Origin of the sequence: Vogesella facilis, assembly GCF_042648525.1 — a bacterium.
Taxonomy (GTDB): domain Bacteria; phylum Pseudomonadota; class Gammaproteobacteria; order Burkholderiales; family Chromobacteriaceae; genus Vogesella; species Vogesella facilis.
Window position 1 is genome coordinate 185,720 of sequence record NZ_JBHRXN010000031.1, and the last position, 25,978, is coordinate 211,697.

Annotated in this window: 23 protein-coding genes, 1 tRNA gene and 1 riboswitch; of the genes, 20 read left to right on the forward strand and 4 right to left on the reverse strand. The window is 66.6% G+C overall.

From position 1 onward, the window contains the following. Positions 1 to 82: 82 nt before the first annotated feature. Positions 83 to 158, forward strand: a tRNA-Thr gene (locus ACFOLG_RS12100). 137 nt (positions 159 to 295) lie between these two features. Here the strand turns inward: ACFOLG_RS12100 and katG are convergent. Beyond that, entirely contained in the window at positions 296 to 2,503 is a 2,208-nt protein-coding gene (katG, locus tag ACFOLG_RS12105) for a catalase/peroxidase HPI (RefSeq protein ID WP_386092103.1), read from the reverse strand. Positions 2,504 to 2,865: 362 nt separating this feature from the next. Next, positions 2,866 to 2,962, forward strand: a riboswitch (TPP riboswitch). 51 nt (positions 2,963 to 3,013) lie between these two features. Here katG and ACFOLG_RS12110 point away from each other — a divergent pair. The 6 genes from ACFOLG_RS12110 (at position 3,014) to ACFOLG_RS12135 (ending at position 9,763) form a co-directional block, all read left to right on the forward strand. Beyond that, complete coding sequence (locus ACFOLG_RS12110) at positions 3,014 to 4,030, forward strand: thiamine ABC transporter substrate-binding protein (protein ID WP_386092105.1); 1,017 nt, start codon at positions 3,014 to 3,016, stop codon at positions 4,028 to 4,030. A 10-nt stretch (positions 4,031 to 4,040) separates the two neighbouring features. Next, complete coding sequence (locus tag ACFOLG_RS12115; protein ID WP_386092108.1) at positions 4,041 to 4,619, forward strand: GNAT family N-acetyltransferase; 579 nt, start codon at positions 4,041 to 4,043, stop codon at positions 4,617 to 4,619. After that, positions 4,616 to 6,148, forward strand: coding sequence for an ABC transporter permease (locus ACFOLG_RS12120; protein WP_386092110.1), 1,533 nt, complete (start codon positions 4,616 to 4,618; stop codon positions 6,146 to 6,148). The genes ACFOLG_RS12115 and ACFOLG_RS12120 overlap by 4 nt, the downstream gene beginning before the upstream one ends. Beyond that, complete coding sequence (locus tag ACFOLG_RS12125) at positions 6,135 to 7,121, forward strand: ABC transporter ATP-binding protein (protein ID WP_386092112.1); 987 nt, start codon at positions 6,135 to 6,137, stop codon at positions 7,119 to 7,121. Before ACFOLG_RS12120 ends, ACFOLG_RS12125 begins: the two co-directional genes overlap by 14 nt. A gap of 4 nt (positions 7,122 to 7,125) precedes the next feature. Next, positions 7,126 to 7,713: a D-sedoheptulose-7-phosphate isomerase gene (locus ACFOLG_RS12130; protein ID WP_386092115.1), complete on the forward strand. Its 588-nt coding sequence runs from the start codon at positions 7,126 to 7,128 to the stop codon at positions 7,711 to 7,713. 349 nt (positions 7,714 to 8,062) lie between these two features. After that, on the forward strand, positions 8,063 to 9,763 hold the full coding sequence (locus ACFOLG_RS12135; RefSeq protein ID WP_386092116.1) for a methyl-accepting chemotaxis protein: 1,701 nt from the start codon (positions 8,063 to 8,065) through the stop codon (positions 9,761 to 9,763). 41 nt (positions 9,764 to 9,804) lie between these two features. Here the strand turns inward: ACFOLG_RS12135 and ACFOLG_RS12140 are convergent, their stop codons facing one another. After that, complete coding sequence (locus ACFOLG_RS12140; RefSeq protein WP_386092119.1) at positions 9,805 to 10,284, reverse strand: YbaK/EbsC family protein; 480 nt, start codon at positions 10,282 to 10,284, stop codon at positions 9,805 to 9,807. A gap of 492 nt (positions 10,285 to 10,776) precedes the next feature. Here ACFOLG_RS12140 and ACFOLG_RS12145 point away from each other — a divergent pair, with 492 nt between their 5' ends. The 10 genes from ACFOLG_RS12145 to ACFOLG_RS12190 all read left to right on the forward strand — a co-directional run bounded on the left by ACFOLG_RS12145 (position 10,777) and on the right by ACFOLG_RS12190 (position 19,886). Further along, positions 10,777 to 11,052 (forward strand): c-type cytochrome, encoded by a 276-nt coding sequence (locus ACFOLG_RS12145; RefSeq protein WP_386092121.1) that lies wholly within the window; start codon positions 10,777 to 10,779, stop codon positions 11,050 to 11,052. Positions 11,053 to 11,063: 11 nt separating this feature from the next. Next, the gene (locus ACFOLG_RS12150; protein ID WP_386092123.1) at positions 11,064 to 11,591 is read left to right on the forward strand and encodes a hypothetical protein; all 528 of its coding nucleotides are present in this window, start codon (positions 11,064 to 11,066) and stop codon (positions 11,589 to 11,591) included. Between the two features lie 13 nt (positions 11,592 to 11,604). Then, complete coding sequence (locus ACFOLG_RS12155; RefSeq protein WP_386092125.1) at positions 11,605 to 13,155, forward strand: FAD-binding oxidoreductase; 1,551 nt, start codon at positions 11,605 to 11,607, stop codon at positions 13,153 to 13,155. Positions 13,156 to 13,170: 15 nt separating this feature from the next. Further along, on the forward strand, positions 13,171 to 14,646 hold the full coding sequence (locus tag ACFOLG_RS12160) for an aldehyde dehydrogenase family protein (protein WP_386092126.1): 1,476 nt from the start codon (positions 13,171 to 13,173) through the stop codon (positions 14,644 to 14,646). Positions 14,647 to 14,707: 61 nt separating this feature from the next. Next, positions 14,708 to 15,016: a high-potential iron-sulfur protein gene (locus tag ACFOLG_RS12165; RefSeq protein WP_386092129.1), complete on the forward strand. Its 309-nt coding sequence runs from the start codon at positions 14,708 to 14,710 to the stop codon at positions 15,014 to 15,016. Between the two features lie 90 nt (positions 15,017 to 15,106). Further along, on the forward strand, positions 15,107 to 15,292 hold the full coding sequence (gene tatA, locus ACFOLG_RS12170) for a Sec-independent protein translocase subunit TatA (protein ID WP_386092132.1): 186 nt from the start codon (positions 15,107 to 15,109) through the stop codon (positions 15,290 to 15,292). A gap of 62 nt (positions 15,293 to 15,354) precedes the next feature. Further along, complete coding sequence (locus ACFOLG_RS12175) at positions 15,355 to 16,806, forward strand: aldehyde dehydrogenase (protein WP_386092135.1); 1,452 nt, start codon at positions 15,355 to 15,357, stop codon at positions 16,804 to 16,806. A gap of 174 nt (positions 16,807 to 16,980) precedes the next feature. After that, a complete protein-coding gene (locus tag ACFOLG_RS12180) occupies positions 16,981 to 17,877 on the forward strand; it encodes a SphA family protein (RefSeq protein WP_386092138.1) in 897 nt (298 codons plus the stop codon). A 60-nt stretch (positions 17,878 to 17,937) separates the two neighbouring features. Then, positions 17,938 to 18,852: a helix-turn-helix domain-containing protein gene (locus ACFOLG_RS12185; RefSeq protein ID WP_386092141.1), complete on the forward strand. Its 915-nt coding sequence runs from the start codon at positions 17,938 to 17,940 to the stop codon at positions 18,850 to 18,852. 161 nt (positions 18,853 to 19,013) lie between these two features. Further along, positions 19,014 to 19,886, forward strand: coding sequence for a hypothetical protein (locus ACFOLG_RS12190; RefSeq protein ID WP_386092143.1), 873 nt, complete (start codon positions 19,014 to 19,016; stop codon positions 19,884 to 19,886). 113 nt (positions 19,887 to 19,999) lie between these two features. On the opposite strand, the gene ACFOLG_RS12195 is transcribed toward ACFOLG_RS12190, so the two are convergent. Together ACFOLG_RS12195 and ACFOLG_RS12200 are read right to left on the reverse strand one after the other, a co-directional pair. Further along, positions 20,000 to 21,199, reverse strand: a complete 1,200-nt coding sequence (locus tag ACFOLG_RS12195) for an ammonium transporter (RefSeq protein WP_386092145.1) — start codon at positions 21,197 to 21,199, stop codon at positions 20,000 to 20,002. A gap of 168 nt (positions 21,200 to 21,367) precedes the next feature. Next, the gene (locus ACFOLG_RS12200) at positions 21,368 to 21,865 is read right to left on the reverse strand and encodes a winged helix-turn-helix transcriptional regulator (RefSeq protein WP_386092148.1); all 498 of its coding nucleotides are present in this window, start codon (positions 21,863 to 21,865) and stop codon (positions 21,368 to 21,370) included. A gap of 168 nt (positions 21,866 to 22,033) precedes the next feature. Between ACFOLG_RS12200 and ACFOLG_RS12205 the strand changes: the two genes are divergently transcribed. From ACFOLG_RS12205 to ACFOLG_RS12215, 3 genes are all read left to right on the forward strand, one after another. Continuing rightward, positions 22,034 to 23,341, forward strand: a complete 1,308-nt coding sequence (locus ACFOLG_RS12205; RefSeq protein ID WP_386092150.1) for a D-amino acid dehydrogenase — start codon at positions 22,034 to 22,036, stop codon at positions 23,339 to 23,341. A gap of 105 nt (positions 23,342 to 23,446) precedes the next feature. Continuing rightward, positions 23,447 to 24,514 carry an alanine racemase gene (alr, locus tag ACFOLG_RS12210; protein WP_386092153.1) on the forward strand — a complete coding sequence of 356 codons (1,068 nt, stop codon included), beginning with the start codon at positions 23,447 to 23,449 and terminating at the stop codon, positions 24,512 to 24,514. Positions 24,515 to 24,659: 145 nt separating this feature from the next. Further along, positions 24,660 to 25,862, forward strand: coding sequence for a GGDEF domain-containing protein (locus ACFOLG_RS12215; protein WP_386092156.1), 1,203 nt, complete (start codon positions 24,660 to 24,662; stop codon positions 25,860 to 25,862). Positions 25,863 to 25,978 lie beyond the last annotated feature (116 nt).

Genomic DNA, 25,978 nt, shown 5'->3' on the forward strand with positions numbered 1-25,978 from the left:
TTTGTAAAAACCGCCAATTGCGATAAACAATTAAAAAAAGCTTGCCAACGCCCAAGGTATTGCCTATTATCCGTCGCCTAACGCCGGTGTAGCTCAGTTGGTAGAGCACCTGACTTGTAATCAGGGGGTCGCGAGTTCGATTCCTGCCGCCGGCACCAGATACCAAACAGGGCCTTGTCTTCGACAAGGCCCTGTTTGCATTTGCGCGGCGTGGGCCGGCGGCGCGGCAGGCACAAAAAAAACAGGGCAAACCGCGCGGTTTGCCCTGTTGTACGTTGGCCGCAGACGAGGTGGCTCAGGCCAGGTCGAAACGGTCCAGATTCATCACCTTGTGCCAGGCAGCGACAAAGTCGGTGACGAACTTCTGTTGTGCATCGCTGCTGGCATACACCTCCGCCAGCGCCCGCAGCTGCGAGTTGGAGCCGAACAACAGGTCCACCACCGTCGCCGTCCATTTCAGCTCGCCGCTGGCGCGGTCGCGCCCCTCCAGCACGCCGGTGGTGGCCGATTTCTGCCACTTGGTACCCATGTCCAGCAGGTTGACGAAGAAGTCGTTGCTCAGGGTTTCCGGGTGCTGGGTCAGCACGCCGTGCCGGCTGTGGTCGCTGTTGGCATTCAGTGCGCGCAGGCCGCCGATCAGCACGGTCATTTCCGGTGCGCTCAGCGTCAGCAGCTGCGCCTTGTCGATCAGCAGTTCGCCGACCACGCTTTCCAGCCCCGGCGCCGCGTAGTTGCGGAAGCCGTCCGCCTGCGGTTCCAGCACCTGGAACGACTCCACGTCGGTGTGCTCGGCACTGGCATCCATGCGGCCGGGGGCGAAGGGCACGTGCACGCTGTGGCCGGCCTTGCTGGCGGCGGCCTCAATGGCGGCGCCACCGGCCAGCACGATCAGGTCGGCCAACGAGATTTTCTTGCCACCGGCGGCGCTGGCGTTGAAATCCTGCTGGATGGCGGCCAACGTTTGCAGTACCTGCGCCAGCTCGGCCGGCTGGTTGACCGCCCAGTCTTTCTGCGGCGCCAGGCGAATGCGGGCGCCGTTGGCGCCGCCGCGCTTGTCGCTGCCGCGGAAGGTGGCGGCGGCGCCCCAGGCGGTGCCCACCAGTTGGGCAATGCTCAGGCCGGAAGCCAGTACTGTGATCTTCAGCGCCGCGATGTCCTGCGCGTCGACCAGCGGGTGGTCCACGGCCGGAATCGGGTCCTGCCAAATCAGCTGTTCCGCCGGCACCAGCTTGCCGAGGTAACGGGCGCGCGGGCCCATGTCGCGGTGGGTGAGCTTGAACCAGGCGCGGGCGAAGGCATCGGCAAAGGCGGCCGGATCCTGGTGGAAGCGGCGGGCGATCGGCTCGTAGATCGGGTCGAAGCGCAGCGACAGGTCGGCGGTGGTCATCATCGGCGGGTGTTTTTTGCTGGGGTCATGCGCGTCCGGGATCATGTCTGCCGGCTTCACGTCCTTGGCCACCCACTGGTGCGCGCCGGCCGGGCTCTTGGTCAGCTGCCATTCGTAGCCGAACAGGGTGTCGAAGTAGCCGTTATCCCAGGTGGTGGGGTTGGGTTTCCACGCGCCTTCGATGCCGCTGGTGGTGGTGTCGCCGCCCTTGCCGCTGCCGAACTTGTTGATCCAGCCGAGGCCCATTTCCGCGATCGGCGCGCCTTCCGGTTCCGGGCCGACCAGGGTCGGATCGCCGGCGCCGTGCGCCTTGCCGAAGGTGTGGCCGCCGGCCACCAGTGCCACGGTTTCCTCATCGTTCATCGCCATGCGGGCAAAGGTTTCGCGCACGTCGCGGCCGGAGGCCAGCGGGTCCGGGTTGCCGTCCGGGCCCTCCGGGTTCACGTAGATCAGCCCCATCTGCACCGCGGCCAGCGGGTTGTCCAGCTGGCGGTCGCCGGAGTAGCGGCTGTTCGGCTGGTCGCTGGTGGCGAGCCAGGTTTTTTCCATGCCCCAGTAGATGTCTTCTTCCGGCGCCCAGATGTCGGGGCGGCCGCCGCCGAAGCCGAAGGTCTTGAAGCCCATCGATTCCAGCGCCACGTTGCCGGCCAGGATGAACAGGTCGGCCCACGACAGTTTACGGCCGTATTTCTGCTTGATCGGCCACAGCAGGCGGCGCGCCTTGTCCAGGTTGCCATTGTCCGGCCAGCTGTTCAGCGGGGCGAAGCGCTGGTTGCCGGTGCCGGCGCCGCCGCGGCCGTCGGCGATGCGGTAGGTGCCGGCGGCGTGCCAGGCCATGCGTATCATCAGGCCGCCGTAGTGGCCCCAGTCGGCCGGCCACCAGTCTTGCGAATCGGTCATCAGTGCGTGCAGATCCTGCACCACGGCGTCCAGGTCCAGGGTCTTGAATTCGGCGGCGTAATCGAACGCCGCGCCCATCGGGTCGGACTCGGCGCCGTGCTGGTGCAGGATGCCGAGCTTGAGTTGATTGGGCCACCAGTCGGCATTGGACTGGCTGCCGGCCACGCTCTGCGGGGCGGCGCTGCCGGCAAACGGGCATTTGGCTTCTGTGGACATGGTTATCTCCTGGCTTGTTGGCGCCTGGCAGGCCCGCTGCGGGCTGCCGGCGTGGTATGGGGTAGGGTGGTGTGCCGTGCGGGCAGGGCGAGTGGCGCTATTGCAGCCACACCAGATTGGCCCAGATGTCATCGAGCATGACGCGGCTAGGCAGAAAGCGTTTCATGGCGAGTCCTCGCTGGGTGATGACTGCAGTATGGTATTGGCTTATAGATTTGTTAAATTGATTGTTATTAATTGATTGTTTGCGTTTGGCTATGGCTGCTTCATGTGATAGCCCATGACGGCGGCAAAGGCAAAACCGGCTGCCGCGGCGCGTGCGGCCAACTTTGAGCATCGCGGCGCAAACGCTATACTCGCGGCTCGATCACCGGGGGTGCCTGCCAGGCGGCGGGCTGAGACATACCCCAGAACCTGATCTGGGTCATACCAGCGGAGGGAGCGTGATGCGCGGCCCGGCCGCGTCCCGCTTCTTCTTTTGGGTGCCGTTGCCAAAAGAGGATGTCTGCCATGTTCAAGAAAACCGTACTGCTGCTGGCGTTGGCCGGCGCTTCCCTCTCCACCCTGGCCGGCGAGCTGCGCGTGCTGACGCACAGCTCCTTCAGCCTGCCCAAGGACAAGCTGGCCGAGTTCGAGAAACAGGCCGGCGTCAAGCTGTCCATCATCAAGGCCGGCGATGCCGGCGAGATGCTCAACAAGCTGATCCTCACCCGCGCCAACCCGATCGCCGACGTGGTGTACGGCATCGACAACACCCTGATCGGCAAGGCCAACGCCGCCGGCGTGCTGGAGCCGACCAGCAGCAAGGTTGGCCGCAGCGTGGCCGGCATCAGCCTGCCGGGTGCGGTGGCGGTGGACTACGGCTACGTGAACCTCAACATCGACAAGGCCTGGTTCGCCAAGCAGAAGCTGGCGCTGCCGGCCAGCCTGGACGATCTGGCCAAGCCGGCCTACAAGGACCTGCTGGTGGTGGAAAACCCGGCCACTTCCAGCCCGGGGCTGGCCTTCCTGCTGGCCACCATCGCCGGCAAGGGCGAGGCGGGCGCCTTCCAGTGGTGGGCCAAGCTGCGTGACAACGGCGTGAAAGTGGCCAAGGGCTGGAGCGAAGCCTATTACACCGATTTCAGCCGCAACGGCGGCGCGCGTCCCATCGTGGTGAGCTATGCCACCAGCCCGGCGGCCGAGGTGTTCTACAGCAAGGAAAAACTCAGCGAAGCGCCGACCGCCAACCTGCTGCTGGCGGGTGGCGTGTTCCAGCAGATCGAAGGCGTGGCCAAGGTAAAAGGCGGCAAGGAGCCGCAGGCGGCGCAGGCGTTTGTCGATTTCCTGCGTGGCAACGCGGCGCAGCAGGCGCTGCCGACCGAGATGTGGATGTACCCGGCGGTGGCCGGCGTCAGCCTGGACCCGGTGTTCAAGCATGCGCAGCAGCCGCAGGCCGCCAGCAATCCCAAGCTGGCCGCCATGCAGCACAAGACCGCCGGCTGGGTCAGCCGTTGGACCCGCGTGGTACTGAAATCCGGTAACTGAGCCCGACGCCATGTCTGCGGCCAACCTTGCGCCCGCGCGTAGTGCCTGCGCCGACATCCACAGCCCGCGGCTGATCCTGCGGCATCTGGATGCCGACACCCTGCGCCTGGGCAGCAACGGCCGCCACGCCGAGGCCGGCGCCCGGCTGGGCGCCGCGTTGCCGGCCGACTGGCTGGGCGAGCAGGCGCTGATGGCGCTGCGGCTGGCGGACATGCTGGCCGACAGCGGCTACGCGCCGTGGTCGCTGCGCGCCATGTTGTGCCGCCACAGCGGCCGCATGCTCGGCCACATCGGCTTTCACAGCCCGCCGGCACCGGCGTATCTGCATGAGCTGGCGCCGGGCGCGGTGGAACTGGGCTACACCGTGTACGCCGCGTACCGCCGCCAGGGCTACGCCGCCGAGGCGCTGGCCGCCATGCTGCACTGGGCGCGGCACGAGCACGGCCAGCAGCGCTTCGTGCTGTCGATTGCGCCGCATAACGCACCGTCGCTGGCATTGGCACGGCGTTTCGGCTTTGCCGAGGTTGGCCGCTGGCACGACGCGCAGGACGGCGACGAGCTGGTGCTGCTGCTGGAGCACGGCGCATGAGCTGGCCGCTGCGCGGCGGCCTGGCCTTGCTGCCGCTGCTGTTCCTCGCCGCCATGGTGGCGGCGCCGCTGACGCGGCTGCTGTGGCAGGGTGGGCTGGCGTTCAGCCCGGCGCTGCTGCACGACGACTACCTGCAATGGCGGCTGCTGTGGTCGCTGTTGCAGGCATTAATCAGTTGCCTGCTGTGCCTGCTGATCGGCCTGCCGCTGGCCTGGGCGCTGGCGCGTTACGACTTTCCCGGCCGCCGTCTGCTGCTGCGCTTGCTGCTGTTGCCATTCGTGATGCCGACGCTGGTGGCCGGCCTCGGCGTACTGGCGCTGTTCGGCCCGCACGGCGTGGCCGGCATCAATCTGCAGGACACGCCGTGGTTGCTGCTGTACGGCAACCTGTTCTACAACCTGCCGCTGCTGGTGCGCGCCGGGGTGGATGGCCTGAGCCAGGTGCCGGCCAGCCGCCTGCTGGTGGCGCGCACGCTGGGCGCCACGCCGTGGCGCACCTTTTGGCGGGTGGAATGGCCGGTGCTGCGGCCGTGGCTGGCCTCCGCGCTATGCCTGATCTTCCTGTACTGCTTCGCCGGTTTCGGCCTGGCGCTGCTGCTGGGCGGCCAGCGCTATGCCACGGTGGAAGTGGAAATCTACTCGCTGGTGGCCTACGAGCTGAACCTGGCCGACGCCGGCGCGCTGGCGCTGCTGGCGCTGGCGGTGGGCGCGCTGGCGGCCGGCGGCTATGCCTGGATTGAGCGCCGGCTGGTGAAGGACAGCCGCCCCGGCCCCACGCTGTGCCAGCGGCCGCAAGGTTGGCCGCAATGGCTGCAACTGGCCGCCAGCCTGCTGCTGCTGGCGCTGTTCGCCGCCGCCCCCCTGCTGGCGATCGTGCTGCGCGCGCTGCAGGCCGATGCGGCCAACTGGCTGGCGCTGTGGGATGGCGAAGTGCTGGCCGCCATCGGCAACACGCTGCGCTTTTCTGCTGCGGCGGTGCTGCTGGCGCTGGCGCTGGGGCTGGCGCACGGCGTCGCCGCCGCGCGCTGGTGGTGGCTGCGCGCGCTGGGCTTCTTGCCGTTCATGGTGTCGCCGGTGCTGCTGGCCTTCGGCCTGCTGCTGTTGTACCCGCAGTACGGCGCCAGCCTGTGGCTGCTGGTGGCGGCCTATGCCTTGCTGGCGTACCCGTTCGTGGCCAAGGCGGTGGCCGGCGCGCTGGCCAGCCTGTCGCCCAGCTTGCCGGCGGCGGCGCGCACGTTGGGTGCCACCCGCTGGCGCGCCTTCTACCGCGTCAGCCTGCCGCTGATCCGCCCGGCGCTGCGCCGCGGCCTGGCGTTTGCCGCCGCCACCGCGGTGGGCGAGTTCGCGGTGACGCTGTTTCTGTCGCGGCCGGAGTGGACCACGCTGACCACGCTGATCTATCAGCGGCTGGGGCGCCCCGGTGCGGCCAACCTGCAGCAGGCGCTGCTGCTTACCTGCCTGCTGTTGCTGTTCGCGCTGCTGGCGTTTTTGATCATCGAATGGCCGGAGAAGAATCGTGCTGCAGATTGACGGGCTGAACCTGGCCTTTCGCCACCGCCGTGTGCTGGATGCGGTATCGCTGCAGGTGACGGCCGGCGAGACGCTGGCGCTGCTGGGGCCGTCCGGCGCCGGCAAATCCAGCCTGCTGGCGGTGCTGGCCGGGCTGCAGCGGCCGGACGGCGGCCGCGTGCAGCTGAATGGCCGCGATTTGCTGGCCTTGCCGCCGGAGCAGCGCCAGCTGGCGATGATGTTTCAGGACCATGCGCTGTTTCCGCACCTGGACGCCGCGGCCAACGTGGCCTTCGGCCTGATCGAGCGCGGCACCCCGCGCCGCGCCGCGCGGCTGCAGGCCGAGGCGATGCTGGCGGCGGTGGGGCTGGCCGGGCGCGGTGCAGCCGCCTGCCACACCCTGTCCGGCGGCGAGCGGCAGCGGGTGGCGCTGGCGCGCGCGCTGGTGTGCCGGCCGCAACTGCTGCTGCTGGACGAGCCGTTCTCCAGCCTGGATACCGACCTCAAGCAGCAGCTGCTGGCCGACGTGGCGCAGCATCTGGCCGGCCTGCAGGTGCCGGCGCTGCTGGTGACGCACGACCGCCACGAGGCGTTTACCCTGGCGCAGCGGGTGGCCATTCTGCAGCACGGCCGCATCGTGCAGCTGGGCACGCCGGCCGAGATTCTGGCGCGGCCGGCCAGCAGCTGGGTGGCGCGCTTCGTCGGTTTTCACAATGTGTTCGCGCACTACGCCATCCCGCCGCAGGCCTTCGTGCTGGGCGCCGCCCAGCCGCAGCGCGCCATTCTGGCGGTGGCGCCGCAGGCCGATGGCTGGCAGGTGACGGTGGCCGGCGACGACGCGCCGTGGCAGCTGCTGCTCAGCGCCCGCGAGCTGGCCGGCGGCCCGCCGCCGCGGCCCGGTGCCCATCTAGAGGTCGGGCTTCGGCCGGAAGAGCTACTGCGCTGGCCGCTTGAGGCGGGTACAATGCCCGCCCATCAAGACCAACAAGGCTGACATCATGAAACCGCATATCGTTGCCACCCTGAGCGAAGCGCGCAGTGCGCTGGATGCCCTGCTGTCCAACCCGCAAGCACTGGCCGCCATCGACGCCGCCGGCGATGCGCTGGTGACGGCGTACCAGCACGGCAAGCGGGTGTTCAGCTGCGGTAACGGTGGCTCGATGTGCGATGCGATGCACTTTGCCGAGGAGCTGTCCGGCCGCTACCGCAACGACCGCCGCGCGCTGCCGGCATCCAGCATCAGCGACCCGAGCCATATCAGCTGCGTCGGCAACGACTACGGCTACGAGGCGATCTTCTCGCGCTATCTGGAAGCGCACGCCGGCGCCGGCGACGTGCTGCTGGCGATCAGCACCAGTGGCAGCAGCAAGAACGTGCTGGCGGCGGTGAAGGCAGCCAAGGAGATGGGCGTGGTGGTGGTGGCGCTGACCGGCCGCCCCGGTTCGGTGATCGGCCAGCTGGCCGACATCGACGTGTGCACCCCGGGCGGCCAGTACGCCGACCGCGTGCAGGAGCTGCACATCAAGGTGATCCACATCCTGATCGAATCGGTGGAGCGCGCGCTGTTCCCGCAAAACTACGCCTGAACGCCATAATATTTATTACAAACAGCCCGCTAAAAGCGGGCTGTGTTGTTTTTTATTGCATTTTTTTGGGGGTGAATTGTTGCCGCCAATTGGTGATGTGACAGCGCTGTGGCAGTGATTTTTGCTATTTTCTGCCCCGCGGGCGGCTTAACGACCATGGTATGGAAAGCTTGGTAGCAAGGGGCGGCATAGTATTGTCCAGAGCGATACTGGCAGGGTAAACGCCGCGGCCAGGCGTAATTAGTTTGTGATATTTATTGCATTGACATGTGTAGTGGCGTGGTTAATTAATTAGTGAAATTTAATGCAGTTTTCATTATTTAATTCCACCACACCCGGAGCACCCCACATGATCCGCCCACTTACCATCGGCCAGCGTCTTGGCCTGTTACTGGCACTGCTGTTGCTGATTGCCGCCACCCTCGGCGGCTTTGGCATGTATGTGCAAAACAAGATTCTCGCCGATTATTCCAGCACCTATTACGACCGCGTGGTGCCGCTGCAGCAGCTGAAGCAGGTGGCGGACGGCTACGCCGTCAGCATCGTCGATGCCGCGCACAAGCTGCGTGCCGGCGCCATCAGCCGCGACAGCTTCCTGCAGAACCTGGGCAGCGCCCGCCACAGCATAGAGCAGCAATGGCAGGCCTACCGCAGCACCTTGCTGACCGCCGAAGAACAAAAACTGGTAGCCGAGACCGAGCAGGCGATGCAGCTGGCCAATGCCGGCGTCGGCCAGCTGCAGCAGCTGGCGCAGGCGGACGACCGCGCCGGCCTGCAGCAATTCAATGATCAGCGGCTGTACCCGGCGCTGGACCCGGTATCCGGCCGCATCGCCGCGCTGATCGCACTGCAGTTGCGGGTGGCGGCCGAGCAATACGCCACCGCCGAGGCGGCGGCGCAGCAAAGCGCGCGGCTGTCGCTGCTGCTGATGGCGCTGGGCCTGCTGCTGGGCGCCGGCATGGGCTGGCATATCATCCGCCAGCTGCTGCGCCAGCTGGGCGGCGAGCCGGCCGCGGTGGTGCAACTGGCGCAGCGCATCGCCGCCGGCGATCTGGGACAGCCGCTGCCGGTGCGCGCCGGCGACGACAGCAGCGTGGTGGCGTCGATGGCGGCGATGCAGGCTGCCTTGTGCCGGCTGGTACAGAACCTGGAGCAGGTGAGCGCCCGGCTGTCGGTGAATGCCACCGAGTTGGCCGCATCCTCCGAGCAGGTGGCGGTATCTGCCGAAGAGCAGACCCGTTCCGCGGCGGCGATGTCGGCCTCGGTAGAACAGCTGTCGGTGAGCATTGCCGCGGTCAGCGACACCACCCAGGACGTGGCGCGCGATGCCGACGGCGCCGGCACGCTGGCGGGCGAGGGCGAGCAGATCATCGCTGGCACGCTGGACACCATCCAGCAGGTCAGCCAGCAGGTGCGGGAATCGCAGCAGCAGGCCAATCTGCTGGGCAGCAAGTCGCAGCAGATTTCCGGTGTGGTGGCGGTGATCCGCGACGTGGCCGAGCAGACCAATCTGCTGGCGCTGAACGCCGCCATCGAGGCGGCGCGCGCCGGCGAGGCCGGGCGCGGCTTTGCCGTGGTGGCGGACGAGGTGCGCAAGCTGTCGGAGCGCACCGCGCAGTCCACCAGCCAGATCAGCGCCATCATTGCCGAGATGCTGAGCAGCAGCCAGCAGGTGGTGGGCGGCATCCACCACACGGTGACGCAGATGGAAACCGGGCTGCAGCAGACGCAGCAGGCGCGCGTGGCGATGGCCGGCATCAGCGGCAACGTTGGCCGCATCCACCAGGCGATCCAGGCGGTGTCGGTGGCGCTGGCGCAGCAGCAGGCGGCTGGCGGCAGCATTGCCGGCAATGTGGAGCAGGTGGCGCAGATGACCGAGGAAACCAGCACCGCGGCGACGCAGACCGCGGTGTCCGCCGGGCAGCTGGAGCAGATGGCGCACGAGCTGCAGGCGGCGATCGCCTTCTTTACCCTGCCGCCAGCCGCGGCGCATCCCACCGCCGGCAGCCAGCCGCTTGGCCGGCTACTGCCGCAAGCGCAGCCGGCCTGAGCCGGCGGCCGCTAACACAACGGGCCCGCTGGGCCCGTTTTTCATGCGCTGGCGACGGCCACTTCCTGGCATACATCCACCCAGTGCCCGGCTACGATGCGCGCCAGTTCCGCCGGGCTGATGCGCACCGCGGTGTGCACGTCGCCGGCCGCCGGCAGCACTTCCTGGTACACCTGCAGCGAGCTGTCCAGATACACCGGCAGCGGCTGCGCCAGCCCGAACGGGCATACCCCGCCGACCGGGTGGCCGGTGAGCTGCTGTACTTCCTCCGCCGGCAGCATGCGGCCCTTGCCGAAGGCGTCCTTGAATTTGCGGTTGTCGATGCGGGCGTCGCCGCGCGCCACCAGCAGCACCACGCGACCGTCGGCCAGGCGGAAGGCCAGCGTCTTGGCGATGCGGCCCGGCTCCACGCCGTGTGCCTCGGCCGCCAGCGCCACGGTGGCGGTGCTGGTGTCCAGTTCGATGATGGGAATGTCCAGTTGGCGTTCCGCGAAGAACGCCCGTACCGATTGCAAGCTCATGCCGGCCTCGTCTGTGGGAATCAGCCGTTGATTATCGGCAAGCCGGGCGTTGCGGCCAACCTTGACGTGCACGCTGGGCCGCCGCGTCGGCCCTACCATGACATTGCCGATTTGTTTCGCATGATTACGCCGGTGGTGCGCTGCAGCGCTGAATGTCCTTGCAACTCAAGCAGTTATCGACTTTTGTCATTTTTGTAATCCGCCAATTACATTTCCCAAAAAAGTGTCAAACATACCCAAAAAGCGACATTGAGACGGCAGGGCTTCGCGCTTAGAGTCATGGCTCCAGTAGCAGAATGGTCTTGCCGCTTCCTTGCACTGCATCAAGAAAAGGCCATCGAACGGGAAAGCAGCGTGGCAGCGAGCCGGGCACGCCAGGGTGGCAACACCGTGGCCTGGCCAGCCGGATGCCACGCGGACACACAACATCAAGGAGAACAAATGGTGATCAACGGGACCAGGATGGGTGTAGGCCGTCTGCCTGCCGTGGCCATGAGCTTGTTGCTGGCCTGGCCGCTGGCCAGCGCCCACGCGCAGGGCGAGGCCGAGGTCAGCGCGGGGCAGCGCTTTTACGAGAAAGTCTGTGCCAAGTGCCACGAAGCGGGCATCGGCCCGGTGCTGCTGGGACGCGGCCTGCCGGAAGCGGTGTTCAAGCTGATTCCACGCAGCGGCCTGCGCGCGATGCCGGCCTTCCGCGTCAGCGATATCGACGACGACACGCTGCAGAGCCTGGCGAGCTACCTCGCCAACTCCAAGCCGAAACCGTAAGGAGAGCGCAGATGACTACTGATCGTCGCACCTTGCTCAAGGGTCTGGCCGCTGTTGGCCTGGCCTTCACCGGCGGCTCGCTGGCGCATGCCGCCAGCGGCCTACCGGATACGGCCACGTTGGCCGCAGGCAGCCAGATGCCGCTGACCGCGGTGGTATCCGGCAGCGCCGTGGACCGCCAGTTCCTGGCCGGGGTCAGCGCCGCCGCGCAGCAGCACGGCATGCAGCAGCAGCCGGCGTTGAGCCTGAACGGCCTGGATGGCTCGCTGTTGCAACACATTCACACGCTGGCGCAGGACACACAGCCGGCGATGCTGGTGGGGCTGGTGGATGACGCCACCGCCACCGTGCTGCTGGACCTGGTGCGCAGCGCCGGCGGCCGCGTGCTGGCGCAACAGCACCAGCGCCTGAACAGCGATGCCACTGCACAGCAGTTGGCCGCCACGCTGGGCCATGAGCTGGTGCGCCGCCCGGCGACGGTAGCCGCCGCCACCGCCGGCAGTGGCGTGCTGTGTGTTTCCTTTTGCTGCGTGATCTGAACGGAGTTTTCCCATGGCTAGTAAATATCTCGCCCTGCCCAAGGGTGTCAGCGAAGCCCGTTTCGACGCGGCGATCAAGAAATTCAGCGCCGCGCTGGGCAAGGACAACGTCCTGACCTCGGCCGAGCATCTGCAACCGTACACCAAGGTGATGATGGCGGTGGATGCCGCCCAGCACACGCCGTCGGCGGTGGTGATGGCCACCACGGTGGAGCAAGTGCAGGCGGTGGTGAAGATCTGCAACGAGTACAAGATTCCGGTGTGGTCGATTTCCACCGGCCGTAACTTCGGCTACGGCTCCGCCGCGCCGGTGGAGCGCGGCCAGATCGTGCTCGACCTGAAAAAGATGAACAAGATCATCCACATCGACCCGGAGCTGTGCACCGCGCTGGTGGAGCCGGGGGTGACCTACCAGATGCTGTACGACTACATCGAGGAGCACAAACTGCCGCTGATGCTGTCGTTCTCGGCACCGTCGGCGATTGCCGGCCCGGTGGGCAACACCATGGACCGCGGCGTCGGCTACACCCCGTACGGCGAGCACTTCCTGATGCAGTGCGGCATGGAGCTGGTGCTGGCCAACGGCGACGTGCTGCGCACCGGCATGGGCGGGGTGAAGGGCAGCAACTCCTGGCAGGTGTTCAAGTGGGGCTACGGCCCGACGCTGGACGGCATGTTCACCCAGGCCAACTACGGCATCTGTACCAAGATGGGTTTCTGGTTGATGCCCAAGCCGCCGGTGTTCAAGCCGTTCGAGATCAAGTTCGACAACGAGGCCGACATCAGCGAGATCGTGGAGCTGCTGCGCCCGCTGCGCATCGCCAACGTGATCCCCAACGCGGTGGTGATCGCCGGCACGTTGTGGGAGGCCGCCACCTGCAACACCCGTCGTGCCGACTACATCACCACCCCCGGCCACACCCCGGACCACATCATCAAGCAGATCCAGAAAGACAAGGATCTGGGCGCCTGGAACGTGTACGCCGCGCTGTATGGCACCCAGGAGCAGGTGGACGTGAACTGGAAGATCATCACCGATGTGCTGAAGCAGGCCGGCAAGGGCCGCATCGTCACCAAGGAAGAAGCCGGCGACCGCCAGCCGTTCAAGTACCGCTCGCAGCTGATGTCCGGCGTGCCCAACCTGCAGGAATTCGGCCTGTACAACTGGCGCGGCGGCGGTGGCTCGATGTGGTTTGCCCCGGTGAGCCAGGCGCGCGGCAGCGAGTGCGACAAGCAGGCTAAGCTGGCCAAGACCATCCTCAACAAGTACGGCCTGGATTACGTCGGCGAGTTCATCGTCGGCTGGCGCGACATGCACCACGTCATCGACGTGCTGTACGACCGCACCAGCGAGGAAGAAACCAAGCGTGCCCACGACTGTTTTGCCGAGCTGCTGGACGAGTTCGAGAAGCATGGTTACGCCGTGTACCGCGTCAACACCGCGTTCCAGGAGCGGGTGGCCAACAGCTATGGCCAGGTGAAGCGTGACGTGGAGCGCAAGATCAAGCGCGCCCTCGACCCGAACGGCATTCTGGCGCCGGGCAAATCCGGCATCCGCATTTAAGGCAGGAGCAGCAATATGACGACAGCGAAACAAGCCTACAGCGGCTTCGAACTGCAGCCGATCGGCGGCCAGTGGCGGGCGGGTACATCCAGCCAGCGCCTGACCGACAGCAACCCGTATTCCGGCGCCACCCTGCTGCAGCTGCAACTGGCCAGCCGTGCCGATGTGGATGCGGCCTACGCCGCTGCCGCCGCCGCGCAGCAGGAATGGGCGGCGCGGCTGCCGGAAGAACGTGCCGCGGTGCTGCAGCGCGTGGTGGAAATCATGCTGGCGCGCGGCGAGGAGATCCAGGACTGGATCGTGCGCGAGTCCGGCAGCTCGCGGCTGAAGGCCGTCATCGAGTGGGACAGCGCGCGCCGCATCACCCAGGAAGCCGCCACTTTCTGCAACCGCGTCGAGGGCCGCATCCTGGCCTCGGCCATCCCCAATCAGGAAAGTCGCGTCTACCGCGCGCCGCTGGGGGTGGTGGGGGTGATCAGCCCGTGGAACTTCCCGTATCACCTCACTGCGCGTTCCATCGCCCCGGCGCTGGCGCTGGGCAATGCGGTGGTGGTGAAGCCGGCCAGCGACACCCCGGTATGTGGCGGCCTGCTGCTGGCCAAAATCTACGAGGAAGCCGGCCTGCCGGCCGGGCTGTTCAGCGTGGTGGCCGGTGCCGGCAGCGAGATCGGCGATTACTTCGTCGCCCATCCGGTGCCGAGCCTGATCTCGTTCACCGGCTCCACCGAGGTGGGCCGCAACGTTGGCCGCATCGCTACCGGCGGCCAGCACATCAAGCGCGTGGCGCTGGAGCTGGGCGGCAACGCGCCGCTGGTGGTGCTGGACGACGCCGATATCGAGCAGGCGGCGCAGGCGGCGGTGGTGGGGCGCTTCCTGCATCAGGGCCAGATCTGCATGAGCACCAACCGCGTGATCGTGGATGCCAAGGTGCATGATGCGTTCGTGTCTGCGCTGAAGGCGCGCATCGAGCAGCTGCCGTACGGCGACCCGGCCGACCCGGCCACCATCGTCGGCCCGCTGATCAACGGCAAGCAGCTGGACAGTGTGCTGAGCAAGATCGAACAGGCGAAGCAGGACGGCGCCCGCCTGCTGCTGGGCGGCGCGCCGCAAGGCAATGTGCTGCCGCCGCATCTGTTCGTGGATGTCGACCCGCGCTGGGCCATTGCGGTGGACGAGACCTTCGGCCCGGTGTTGCCGGTGGTCAAGGCGCGCGACGAGGCGCATGCGCTAGAGTTGGCCAATGCCTCGGAGTATGGGCTGTCCAGTGCGGTATTTACCCGGGATTACGCGCGCGGTTTGCGTTTTGCCAAAGGTATCCGTGCCGGTATGTGCCACATTAACGATATCACCGTGGACGACCAGACCAACGCCCCGTTTGGCGGCGAGAAGAATTCCGGTCTTGGGCGTTTCAACGGTGACTGGGCGATCGAGGAATTCACCCGCGCCCAGTGGGTAACGCTGCAGTTCCAGCCGCGCCCGTATCCGTTCTGAGCATCGTCATTCATCGCATCATGCCGGCGGCCCTGGCTGCCGGCACTTTCAGGAGTCAAATATGCAATCGCGTCGCAGTTTTCTGATTAAAAGCGTAGGTGTGGTTTCCGCTCTGGCCGTGGCTCGCACCGCGCTGGCCGCCGCTGCCAAGATCGATGAGAAAGACCCGGCCGCCGTGGCACTGGGCTATGCCGCCGATGCCAGCAAGATGGACAAGGCCAAGCATCCGAAATACGCCGCCGGCCAATCCTGTAGCAACTGCCAGTTCTACCAGGGCAAGGCCACCGACGCCTTCGCGCCCTGTCCGATGCTGGGCGGCAAGCAGGTTTCCGCCAAGGGCTGGTGCAACGTGTACGCCAAGAAGGCCTAAGCGTTAACGGCCGGGCCACGGTTGGCCGCATGCCGGCCGTGGTGCTGAATCACCCCCGCCGCCCGCGCGGCGGGGCGCAAGGAGAACGCAATGGGTTCATTCAGTTTGTTCCACTGGCTGATCGTGCTGGTGGTGGTAATGCTGGTGTTCGGCACCAAGAAACTGCGCAATGTGGGCGAAGACCTGGGCGGCGCGGTGCGCGGCTTCAAGCAGGGCCTGCGCGGTGATGCCGACGGCGATGCGGCCAAGCCGGCGGACGGCGCGCAAAAGCCGTAGCCGTGCCGGCGGCGTGGCGCAGCGTAACGGCGGCAAGCACAGAATAATGCGGAGAGCGACACATGCTGCAGGCCCGGCTGTTCATCAATAACCAGGATGTGGCGTCGTCCGATGGCGCCACCTTCGAATGTCTCAACCCCATCGACGGCGATGTGGCGACGCTGGCGGCCGCCGCCACGGTGGACAGTGCGCTGGCGGCGGTGAATGCCGCCACGGTGGCGTTCGCCGGCTGGTCGCAACTGCCGCCGCCGCAGCGGCGCGAGCTGCTGAACCGCGCCGCGGAGCTGATCATCGCCCGCAGCGACGAGTTCAGCCGCGCCATGACCGCGGAAACCGGCGCCACCGCCGCCTGGGGCAGCTTCAACTGCCAGCTGGCGGCGGGCATCTTCCGCGAGGCGGCGGCGCTGGTGACGCAGATCCAGGGCGAGTTGCCGCCGTCCAACCGCCCCGGCGCCATCGAAATGGTGCTGCGCCAGCCGGCGGGGGTGGTGCTGGCCTTTGCGCCGTGGAACGCGCCGGTATTGCTGGCGGCACGCGCGGTGGCGATGCCGCTGGCCTGCGGCAACACCGTGGTGCTGAAAGGCTCCGAGCTGTGCCCGTATACCCACCGTCTGATCGGCGAGGTGCTGGCCGAGGCCGGGCTGCCGCCGGGCGTGCTCAACGTGGTACTGAATGCGCCGGCCGATGCGGCCAACGTGGTCGAGGCGCTGATCCGCCATCCGGCGGTGCGGCGGGTGAACTTCACCGGCTCCACCCGGGTTGGCCGCAGCATCGCCGAGATCGCCGCGCGCTACCTGAAGCGTTGCCTGTTGGAGCTGGGCGGCAAGGCGCCGCTGCTGGTGCTGGACGATGCTGATCTGGACGCGGCGGTACAGGCGGCGGCGTTTGGCGCCTTCTTCAACCAGGGCCAGATCTGCATGTCCACCGAGCGCATCATCGTGGATAGCAAGGTGGCCGATGAGTTTGTGCAGCGGCTGGCGGCCAAGGCGCTGCGCCTGAAGGCCGGGCTGCCGGACGAGAAGGGCTGCACGCTGGGGTCGATGATCAGTGCCGCCGCCGCCACCCGGGTGCAGGCGATGGTGCAGGACGCGGTCGACAAGGGCGCCGAGCTGCTGGCCGGCGGCCACGCCCGCGGCAGCGTGATGGAGGCGACGGTGGTGGATCACGTTACCGCCGCGATGCGGCTGTATGCCGAGGAATCGTTCGGCCCGGTGGTGGCGGTGCTGCGCTTCGACGACGTGGAGGAGGCCATCTCGCTGGCCAACGATTCCGAGTACGGCCTGTCGGCGGCGGTGTTCGGCTGCGACGTGATGCGCGCGCTGGAGGTGGCGCGGCGCATCGAATCCGGCATCTGCCACATCAACGGCGCCACGGTGCAGGATCAGGCGCAGGTGCCGTTTGGCGGCCTGAAGGATAGTGGCTACGGCCGTTTTGGCGGCCGTGGCGCGATAGACGAATTTACCGAGCTGCGCTGGATCAGCATCCAGACCCAGCCGCCACAGTACCCGATCTAGCAGCAGCTTACCCGGCCGTTGCCGGCCCGGCCGCGCGTCACCATCCGGACGCGCGGCCTGCGGCCAACATCCGCAGCGGGACGCTGCGCTGCCCGTCCCGCTTGCGCTGTAGTGCAGGCAGCGCTTTTTCACGCCTATTATTAATGACATATAAATAAAACGGAGAGTTGAAACATGCACACATCGAGAAAAAGCCTTGCCCTTAGCAGCGCGGCGTTGCTCGCCACACTGGCCGGCAACAGCTGGGCCACCGAAGGCGGTGGCGGCATGTACCCCAACGGCAACGAGAATTACCTGACCGGCGCCTTGCCGCCGCCCGGCTTTTACGTGCTGAGCTATGCCTCCAGCTACCGTGCCAGCTCGCTGCGCGACAACAACGGCAACAAGGTGCCGGTGGATTTCAAGCTGCAGGTCAACGCGCTGGCACCGCGCTTTATCTGGGTCAGCGATCTGCCGCTGGCGGGCGGCACGCTGGCGATGCATGCCATCACGCCGCTGCTGGAGGTCGATGCCACGGTGAACGGCCAGCCGCAGCGCAAGCGCGAGCTGGGTGACATCGTGCTGGGTGGTGGCGCCGCCTACCATCTGTCCGAGCAGCTGCATGCCTATGTGGGCGTGGACGTGAATGCGCCGACCGGGCAGTTTGACAAAAATGACCTGGTCAACGTTGGCCGCAACTACTGGAACGTGGAGCCGCTGGTCGCCGTCAGCTACGTGCAGTCCAAGGGCATCAACGCCGACCTGAAGCTGATGTACGACTACAACTGGAAAAACCGTGACACCGACTACCGCAGCGGGCAGGAGCTGCACGCCGACTACGCGCTGGGCTGGGGCTTCGGCAATGGCTGGGTGGCCGGGGTGGGCGGCTATGCCTATCGCCAGGTCACGGATGACCAGGGGCCGAACGTGGCGGCGCACGGCAACCGTGGCCAGGCGCTGGCCATCGGCCCGTCGATCAAGTACGACAACGGCAAGGGCTTTTTCGTTACCGCCAAGTGGCAGCACGAAACCCGCGTCGCCAACCGGCCGCAGGGCAACGAGTTCAAGCTGCGGCTGACCGTACCGTTCTAAGCGGCAAGGGCGGCAGTACCGCTATCATGCGGATTGCCGCCCCGTTTACCGTTTGCATCCATGACCCAGGCTTCCATCCTTTACCGGCAGCGCATCAACACCAATGCCGCCGCGCACCGCATCGACACCACGCTGGACGCGCGGCGCTACGCGCTGGCCAATGGCCGCCACGACACCGCGCGGGCGGCCATTGTGCTGCAGGCCGGCAGCGCGCTGATCGGGCTGGGGCGGGAGAGCATCGAGTTGGCCGCACCGGCGCTGGCGTGGGTGGAGGTGCTGCCGCAGAGCTTTCTGCGTGTCAGCCCCGGCAGTGCCGGCTACCTGCTGTCCTTGTCGGACGTGCTGGTGAAGGAGGCGGTGGGGCAGGGTGCCGAGTCGGCGCCGCTGCGCTATCTGGCGGAACGGCGAGTGGTGCAGAACCAGCTCGAAGACGCCGAATCGCTGGAGGAGCTGGCGCAATCCTGCCGCAGCGTGGAGCGCGAGCTCAAGCGCGGCGGCAAGGCATCGTGGAGCTTTCTGAGCGCGCACCTGGCGCTGGTGTTGATTCACTGCTGGCGGCTGTCCGGGCTGGAAGACATCAGCCAGCAGGGCCACAGCACCAACTCGGCGCTGCTGATGCGCTTTCGCCACCTGGCCGAGCTGCATCTGCGCGAACACTGGAAGATCGCCGATTACGCCGGTGCGCTGGGCATCTCGCACGACCGCTTGCACGATATCTGCATGCGCAGCCTGCAGCGCACGCCGCTGGATCTGCTGCACGACCGTCTGACACACGAAGCCTGCCTGCGGCTGGTGCGTTCCGGCCTGAGCATCGAACAGGTGGCGGCCGAGCTGGGCTTTCGCAGCACCACCCATTTCAGCCGCTTCTTCCGCCTGCGCACCGGGCTGACGCCGGCGCGCTACCGCAGTGCCGCCAAAAGCCCGGTGGCCAGCACCGACACACTGGCGATGCGCAACTATGCCGACTGGCCGTGACGCGACATCCATCGACTCGCCTTGGCAAACCGTCACGCGCTATAACGATGAAAACATCGTGCCGCCGCCGACAGGCCCGGCCTTGATCGTGCCAAGGGGGCCCTTCCATCGCCGGCATGTCGCGGCATCGTCCGCCATGCCCTTGAGTAAAGGATGTCACCATGAATCACTCTGGTAACCGGCACTGGCGCCGCGGGCTGCTGGCGCTGCTGCTTTCCATGCTGGCCGGCCACAGTTGGGCCAGCCATGCCTGGGGCACGTATCACTGGGCACGCACGGCCAACCCCTTTGCCTTGCAGGTGGGGAATAACATGACTGCCGACTGGACCACCCATCTGCAACTGAGCGTGCAGGACTGGAACAACCCGATCGGCTTTGGCGCCAGTAGTACGCCGCTGAAGGTGATGCTGGTGGCCGGCCGTTCCAGCAAGCGCACTTGCAGCATGGTGGCCGGCACCACCCAGGTCTGTAATGGCAAGTACGGTTTCAACGGCTGGCTGGGGCTGGCATCCATCAACATCAGCGGCGGCAGCCATATCACCCAGGGCACCGCCAAGATGAACGACTCCTACTTCAACCTGCAGAGCTACAACACGCCCAACGAGAAACGGCACGTGGTGTGCCAGGAGGTGGCGCATACCTTCGGCCTGGATCACCAGTCGGTGGACGGCGGCTCGCTGAACACCTGCATGGATTACTTTTCCAATACCGGCGCTAATGCCGGCAGCACGCTCAGCACCACGCCGAATGCCCATGATTTCGAGCAGCTGACGTTGATCTACACGCACCTGGATACGGTGACCACCTTGGCCGCAGGTGCTGGCAGCGCCAGTGCGGCGGACATCGACATCGGTGACGATCCGCGCAGCTGGGGCGTGCTGGTGCGGCAGTCCGCCAACGGCAGAAGCTCGGTGTACGAGCGCGAGAATCGCAATGGCAGCAAGACGGTGACCCATGTGTACTGGACGCAGGAAGCCGCCCAGCGCTGCCGCAGCTGTGACCACCGCTTCGAAACCCACGACGCGCAGCCCTGAACCGGCAGCACAACGCCCGCAGCGCGGAGGCCGGCTGCGGGCGTTGTCATGTGGCTGCGGTCGAAGCGGGCCGGGGTTGGCCGCATGCGGCCTGCGTTGCGCCGCTTGCCGGCTTACCAGTTGGCCTCGCGCTCCGGCGTGGCGGTGATCTGGTGGATGGACAGGTCGGCGCCGTTGAATTCCTCTTCGTCGCTGAGGCGGATGCCGACGGTCTGCTTCAGCAGGCCGTACACCAGGTAGCCGCCGCCAAAGCCCACCGCGATGCCGGCCAGGGTGCCGGCGATTTGCGCGGCTAGGCTCACGCCGCCGGCGCCGCCCAGCGCATGCTGGCCGAAGATGCCGGCCGCCACGCCGCCCCAGGCGCCGCACAGGCCGTGCAACGGCCACACCCCCAGCACGTCGTCGATCTTCCAGCGGTTCTGCGTCAGGGTGAACAGCCACACGAACATGGCGCCGGCCACGCCGCCGACCAGCAGTGCGCCTACCGGGTGCATGATGTCGGAGCCGGCGCACACCGCCACCAGCCCGGCCAGCGGGCCGTTATGGATGAAGCCGGGGTCGTTCTTGCCCAGCCACATCGCGGTCAGCGTGCCGCTCACCATCGCCATCAGCGAGTTGATCGCCACCAGGCCGGAAATGCCGGCGATCTTCTGCGCACTCATCACGTTGAAGCCGAACCAGCCGACGATCAGGATCCAGGCGCCCAGCGCCAGGAAGGGGATGGACGACGGCGGATGCGCGGCAATGCGGCCTTCCTTGCTGTAGCGGCCGCGGCGCGCGCCCAGGTGCAGCACGGCGGCGAGGCCGATCCAGCCGCCGACCGCGTGTACCACCACCGAACCAGCAAAGTCGTGGAACGGCGCGCCAAGGTTGGCCGCCAGCCAGTCCTGCACGCCGAAGTGGCCGTTCCAGGCAATGCCTTCGAAGAACGGGTACACCAGGCCCACCAGCAGGAAGGTGGCGGCGGACTGCGGGTGGAACTTGGCGCGCTCGGCAATGCCGCCGGAGACGATGGCGGGGATGGCGGCGGCGAAGGTGAGCAGGAAGAAGAATTTCACCAGCTCATAGCCGCTGTGCTGGCTGATGTGCTGCACGTCGCCGAAGAAATTCACGCCGTAGGCCACGCTGTAGCCTACGAAGAAGTAGGCGATGGCGGACACCGCGAAATCGGTGAGGATTTTCACTAGCGCGTTGACCTGATTCTTCTTGCGTACCGTGCCCAGCTCCAGAAAGGCGAAGCCGGCGTGCATGGCCAGAATCATCACCGCGCCGAGCAGCAGAAAGAGAACGTCATTGGGAGAAATGGCGGTCATGAAGGCGTCCCGTGGTTATGCGTGATATTGGGGCGTTCATGAGCAATTTCGGTGCCAGCGGCGTAGCCAGGCACCAATACGGGTTTGCGGTCGACCGTTGGGCGATTTTGGTGCCTGTCAGGCGGCAAAACGGTGCGCGGCCAACCTTTTGCGCCGCTTTGGTGCGGACTAGTTATCCAGCGGCAGGATGGCGGTTTCCTTCACTTCCTCCATCACCACATAGCTGCGCGACTCGTTGGCCTGCGGCAGCTTGAGCAGGATGTCGCCCAGCACCTTGCGGTACATCGACATGTCCGGCAGCCGCACCTTCAGCAGGTAGTCGTACTCGCCGGATACCAGGTGGCATTCCAGCACGTCCGGCAGTTTCTGTACCTCGCGGCGGAAGGCGTCGAAGATGTCGCCGGACTTGGCGGACAGCTTGATCTCCACGAAGACCAGCAGGCTGGCGCCCAGCGCCTGCGGGTTGAGGCGCGCATGGTAGCCCTCGATCACGCCGTCGCGCTCCAGCCGGCGCACCCGTTCGGTGCACGGCGTGGTGGACAGGCCCACCTTGTCGGCCAGCTCGGTCATCGAGATGCGGGCGTTGGCCTGCAGGTGGTGCAGGATCTTCAGATCGATGCGGTCAAGCTGGCGCTGGAGCGCATTTATTGTGCGTTGCGATTTCACTGTGAACACCAATTTTCAAAAGAAAAATCACTAGCTATGTAGTGAAAGTAAGTGAAAAAAACTGTGTTTCTCTCAATATACTACGCAAAATCACTGAGCGGCGTCCAGGCCGCGAAACACACATCAGGCAGGCGGCCTCGCCCGCCGCAGAGGGTTCCGGAGAAGCGCATGAAAGTCATCGTATTGGGTGGTGGTGTCGTAGGGATTTCTACCGCATGGTATCTGGCCAAGGCCGGGGTGGACGTGACCGTGATCGAACGTCAGCCGGGCCCGGCGCTGGAAACCAGCTTCGGCAACGCCGGCCAGATTTCCCCGGGCTATGCCGCCCCGTGGGCGGCGCCAGGCATCCCGATGAAAGCGCTGAAGTGGCTGTTCCAGAAGCACGCGCCGCTGGCGATCCGCGTCGACGGCAGCACCTACCAGTGGGAGTGGATGGCGCGCATGTTCGCCAACTGCAACTACGAGGCTTACAACGTCAACAAGGGCCGCATGATGCGCCTGGCCGAGTACAGCCGCGACAAGATCCGCGAGCTGAAGGCCGAGACCGGCATCAACTTCGAAGGTCGCAACGGCGGCACCCTGCAGCTGTTCCGCAGCCAGCAGCAGGTGGACGCGATGGGCAAGGACATCGAGGTGCTGAAGGAGTGCGGCGTGGAATACCAGGTGCTGGACGCCGACGGCTGTGCCCGCATCGAGCCGGCGCTGGCCAAGACCAAGCACAAGCTGAAGGGCGGCCTGCGCCTGCCGAACGACGATACCGGTGACTGCCAGCTGTTTACCACCCTGCTGGCCGACATGTGCGCCGAGCAGGGCGTGAAGTTCCTGTGGGGCAAGAGCATCGACGGTATCGAGACCTATGCCAACAAGGTGACCGGTGTGCGCGTGGAGGGCGAGCTGCTGAGCGCCGACCACTACGTGGTGGCTACCGGCAGCTACTCGCGCGACATGGTGAAGACGCTGGGCATCGACATTCCGGTGTACCCGGTGAAGGGCTACTCGCTGACGGTGCCGATCACCAATGCCAAGGGCGCCCCGGTATCCACCGTGCTGGACGAAACCTACAAGATCGCCATCACCCGTTTCGACGACCGCATCCGTGTCGGCGGCATGGCCGAGCTGGCCGGTTTCGACCTGAGCCTGAATCCCAAGCGCCGCGCCACGCTGGAAATGGTGGTGACCGATCTGTACCCGGATGGCGGCGACGTGTCCCGCGCCGAGTTCTGGACCGGCCTGCGTCCGATGACCCCGGACGGCACGCCGATCATCGGCGGCACCCGCTTTGCCAACCTGTCGCTGAACACCGGCCACGGCACCCTGGGCTGGACCATGTGCGCCGGTTCCGGCAAAGTGCTGGCCGACCAGATCGTCGGCGCCAAGCCGGAAATCAGCGTGGATGGCCTGTCCATGCAGCGTTACGCCAAGAGCGGCGAGACCCTGGTAGTGCCGATGTACCAGCCGGCCATCGCCAAGGCCTGATCGTTCGCTGAATTCCTGCCCCGCGGTGTGGTCACAGCGTTGTCGACCCGCCGCGCGCGGCGGGATTTTTCTTGTCTGCCAGAACCCGTTTCCAAGAAGCCCGATATGCGTCCCCTGATTGCCCACGTTCGTCTGGATCACTTCCGTCACAACTATCTGCTGGCCCGCCAGCGCCACGGCGGCCGCGCGCTGGCCGTGGTGAAGGCCAATGCCTACGGCCACGGCGCGGTGCGCTGCGCCCAAGCAGTGGCCGACGTGGCCGACGGCTTTGCCGTCGCCTGCCTGGAAGAGGCGCTGCAACTGCGCGCCGGTGGCATTCGCGGCCCGATCCTGCTGCTGGAAGGGGTGTTCGAGCCGGCCGAGCTGGCCGAGGTGCAGGCGCACGACTTGTGGCTGGTGGTGCAAAGCCGCGAGCAGCTGGAGATGCTGTTGGCCGCACCGGCCGACCAGCCGTACCGCGTGTGGCTGAAGATGGATTCCGGCATGCATCGCGCCGGCTTCTTCCCGGCCGACTACGCCGCCGCCTACCAGCGCCTGCTGGCCAGCGGCAAGGTGGACGCCATCGTGAAGATGACCCACTTCGCCCGCGCCGACGAGCCGGGCTGCGATGCCACCGCTGCGCAGATTGCCGCCTTTGATGCCGCTACCGCCGGGCTGGAGGGCGACGTCAGCGTGGCTAACTCCGCCGGCATCATGATCCACGAGCGCGCGCACCGCGACTGGGGCCGCCCGGGCATCATGCTGTACGGCTCTTCGCCGCTGCCGGACGGCCACCCGGCGGCCGAGGGCCTCAAGCCGGTGATGCGGCTTTCCACCCGCATCTTCGGCGTGCGCGAGCTGGGCGTGGGCGAGCCGGTGGGCTACGGCGCCAGCTTCGTCACCACGCGGCCAACCCGTGTCGGCCTGATGGCCTGCGGCTACGCCGATGGCTACCCGCGGCTGGCCTCCACCGGCAGCCCGCTGCTGATCGCCGGCGCCAAGAGCCGGGTGATCGGCCGCGTGTCCATGGACATGATGACGGTGGATCTGACCGACCTGCCGCAGGCCGGGGTGGGTAGCGAGGTGGAGCTGTGGGGCGACAGCATCAGCGTGAACGAGGTGGCGGCGCAGGCCGGTACCATCAGCTACGAGCTGCTGTGCAATGTGAAGCGCGCGCACTTCGTCTACAGCTAAACCGGCCCTGTGCGACAGCGGAACGGCATCACCTGGCGGTGGTGCCGTTTTTGTTTGCGCCTGAGTGAGGCTTGCTTGATCTTCGGCAAACCGTGCAGTAGCGCGGAATACCGATAATTCGGCTCTCACTATGAGGGATGGCGAAATGAGCGGTTTATCCAGGCAGTTGTGGCTCAAGCTGGTGGGCTTGTTGCCGGGGGAGGTCAACCACAGCGAGGCCCGCTGGCTGTTGTCCCCGCACGGCCACATGCCGCTGATGAACGGCCGCCGCGCGCGCATCATCGTCAACCGCGTGCGGCTGGTGGCCTGCCTGTTCGCCATCCTGACGCCGCTGTGGATCGTGGTGGATCTGCTGGTGCTGCCGCTGGCGCTGAGCTGGCAGCTGGCGGTGGCGCGCATCGTCGCCTCGCTGGCCTTCTTCGGCCTGCACCGCCACTACCGCGCCTACAGTTCCTTGCTGCAGGCGTGGGGCGGCATGGTGTGCCTGTTTGCCATTCCTTCCATATTCTATGTGGTGTCGCACCTGTTGCTGTTGAATCACCACCTGGAGGGGATTTCGGCGGCCATCGGCACCGGCTACGCCTTCCTGCCCTTCGTGCTGCTGGCCGGGCTGGCCATTTTCCCGCTGACGCTGACCGAAAGCCTGGGCTTTGCGCTGCCGGCGCTGGCGGCGCACATGCTGGGCGGCATGCTGGAATGGACCACGGTGGACTGGCCGTCGTTCTGGGGCAGTTTCTGGCTGCAGGTGCTGATTGCCGGCGTGGCGGCGCTGGCCTGTATCAGCCAGCTGGCATTCATGATCGCGCTGGTGCAGCAGGCGGTGCGCGATCCGCTGACCGGCGCCTTCTCCCGTCGCAGTGGCGAGGAAGTGCTGGAGCTGCAGGCGACCCTGGCCATGCGCTGCCAGAGCCCGCTGTGCGTGGCCTTCATCGATATCGATCACTTCAAGGGCATCAACGACCAGTACGGCCACCATGCCGGCGACCTGGCGCTGCAGGTGCTGGCCGAGCGCGTGGTAGACCAGCTGCGCAAGGGTGATGTGCTGGTGCGCTGGGGCGGCGAGGAGTTCCTGCTGTTGCTGCCCAATACCAATGCCGGCCAGGCGGTGCATGCGCTGGGCCGGCTGCGCCAGGGCGGGCTGGGGCTGCGCCCGGACGGCCAGCCGCTGACCGCCAGCATCGGCGTGGCCGAATGGCAGGAAGACGGCGTCAACGACTGGCGCCAGCTGCTGGAGCTGGCCGACAGCCGCATGTACCAGGCCAAGCAGAACGGCCGCAACCGTCTGGTTGGCCGCGACATGGAGCAGCACGGCTGGCTGCTGTCGCCGGTGGCATCCGCCGCCGCCTGATGCCGGCTGCCGGCCCGGCGCCCGCTGGCGCGCCAAGCCGGCAGCGTGAGTACGCTTCTCCCTGGCGTCCGGTCCTGGCCGGCGCATCTGGCCATGCTGCCGGCGGTCGCGCGCCG

Bases quoted from the DNA above. Each gene is read 5' to 3' on its own strand.
- katG (WP_386092103.1), bottom strand. From the start codon at position 2,503: ATGTCCACAGAAGCCAAATGCCCGTTTGCCGGCAGCGCCGCCCCGCAG.
- ACFOLG_RS12110 (WP_386092105.1), top strand. From the start codon at position 3,014: ATGTTCAAGAAAACCGTACTGCTGCTGGCGTTGGCCGGCGCTTCCCTC.
- ACFOLG_RS12115 (WP_386092108.1), top strand. From the start codon at position 4,041: ATGTCTGCGGCCAACCTTGCGCCCGCGCGTAGTGCCTGCGCCGACATC.
- ACFOLG_RS12120 (WP_386092110.1), top strand. From the start codon at position 4,616: ATGAGCTGGCCGCTGCGCGGCGGCCTGGCCTTGCTGCCGCTGCTGTTC.
- ACFOLG_RS12130 (WP_386092115.1), top strand. From the start codon at position 7,126: ATGAAACCGCATATCGTTGCCACCCTGAGCGAAGCGCGCAGTGCGCTG.
- ACFOLG_RS12135 (WP_386092116.1), top strand. From the start codon at position 8,063: ATGATCCGCCCACTTACCATCGGCCAGCGTCTTGGCCTGTTACTGGCA.
- ACFOLG_RS12140 (WP_386092119.1), bottom strand. From the start codon at position 10,284: ATGAGCTTGCAATCGGTACGGGCGTTCTTCGCGGAACGCCAACTGGAC.
- ACFOLG_RS12145 (WP_386092121.1), top strand. From the start codon at position 10,777: ATGAGCTTGTTGCTGGCCTGGCCGCTGGCCAGCGCCCACGCGCAGGGC.
- ACFOLG_RS12150 (WP_386092123.1), top strand. From the start codon at position 11,064: ATGACTACTGATCGTCGCACCTTGCTCAAGGGTCTGGCCGCTGTTGGC.
- ACFOLG_RS12155 (WP_386092125.1), top strand. From the start codon at position 11,605: ATGGCTAGTAAATATCTCGCCCTGCCCAAGGGTGTCAGCGAAGCCCGT.
- ACFOLG_RS12160 (WP_386092126.1), top strand. From the start codon at position 13,171: ATGACGACAGCGAAACAAGCCTACAGCGGCTTCGAACTGCAGCCGATC.
- ACFOLG_RS12165 (WP_386092129.1), top strand. From the start codon at position 14,708: ATGCAATCGCGTCGCAGTTTTCTGATTAAAAGCGTAGGTGTGGTTTCC.
- tatA (WP_386092132.1), top strand. From the start codon at position 15,107: ATGGGTTCATTCAGTTTGTTCCACTGGCTGATCGTGCTGGTGGTGGTA.
- ACFOLG_RS12175 (WP_386092135.1), top strand. From the start codon at position 15,355: ATGCTGCAGGCCCGGCTGTTCATCAATAACCAGGATGTGGCGTCGTCC.
- ACFOLG_RS12180 (WP_386092138.1), top strand. From the start codon at position 16,981: ATGCACACATCGAGAAAAAGCCTTGCCCTTAGCAGCGCGGCGTTGCTC.
- ACFOLG_RS12185 (WP_386092141.1), top strand. From the start codon at position 17,938: ATGACCCAGGCTTCCATCCTTTACCGGCAGCGCATCAACACCAATGCC.
- ACFOLG_RS12190 (WP_386092143.1), top strand. From the start codon at position 19,014: ATGAATCACTCTGGTAACCGGCACTGGCGCCGCGGGCTGCTGGCGCTG.
- ACFOLG_RS12195 (WP_386092145.1), bottom strand. From the start codon at position 21,199: ATGACCGCCATTTCTCCCAATGACGTTCTCTTTCTGCTGCTCGGCGCG.
- ACFOLG_RS12205 (WP_386092150.1), top strand. From the start codon at position 22,034: ATGAAAGTCATCGTATTGGGTGGTGGTGTCGTAGGGATTTCTACCGCA.
- alr (WP_386092153.1), top strand. From the start codon at position 23,447: ATGCGTCCCCTGATTGCCCACGTTCGTCTGGATCACTTCCGTCACAAC.
- ACFOLG_RS12215 (WP_386092156.1), top strand. From the start codon at position 24,660: ATGAGCGGTTTATCCAGGCAGTTGTGGCTCAAGCTGGTGGGCTTGTTG.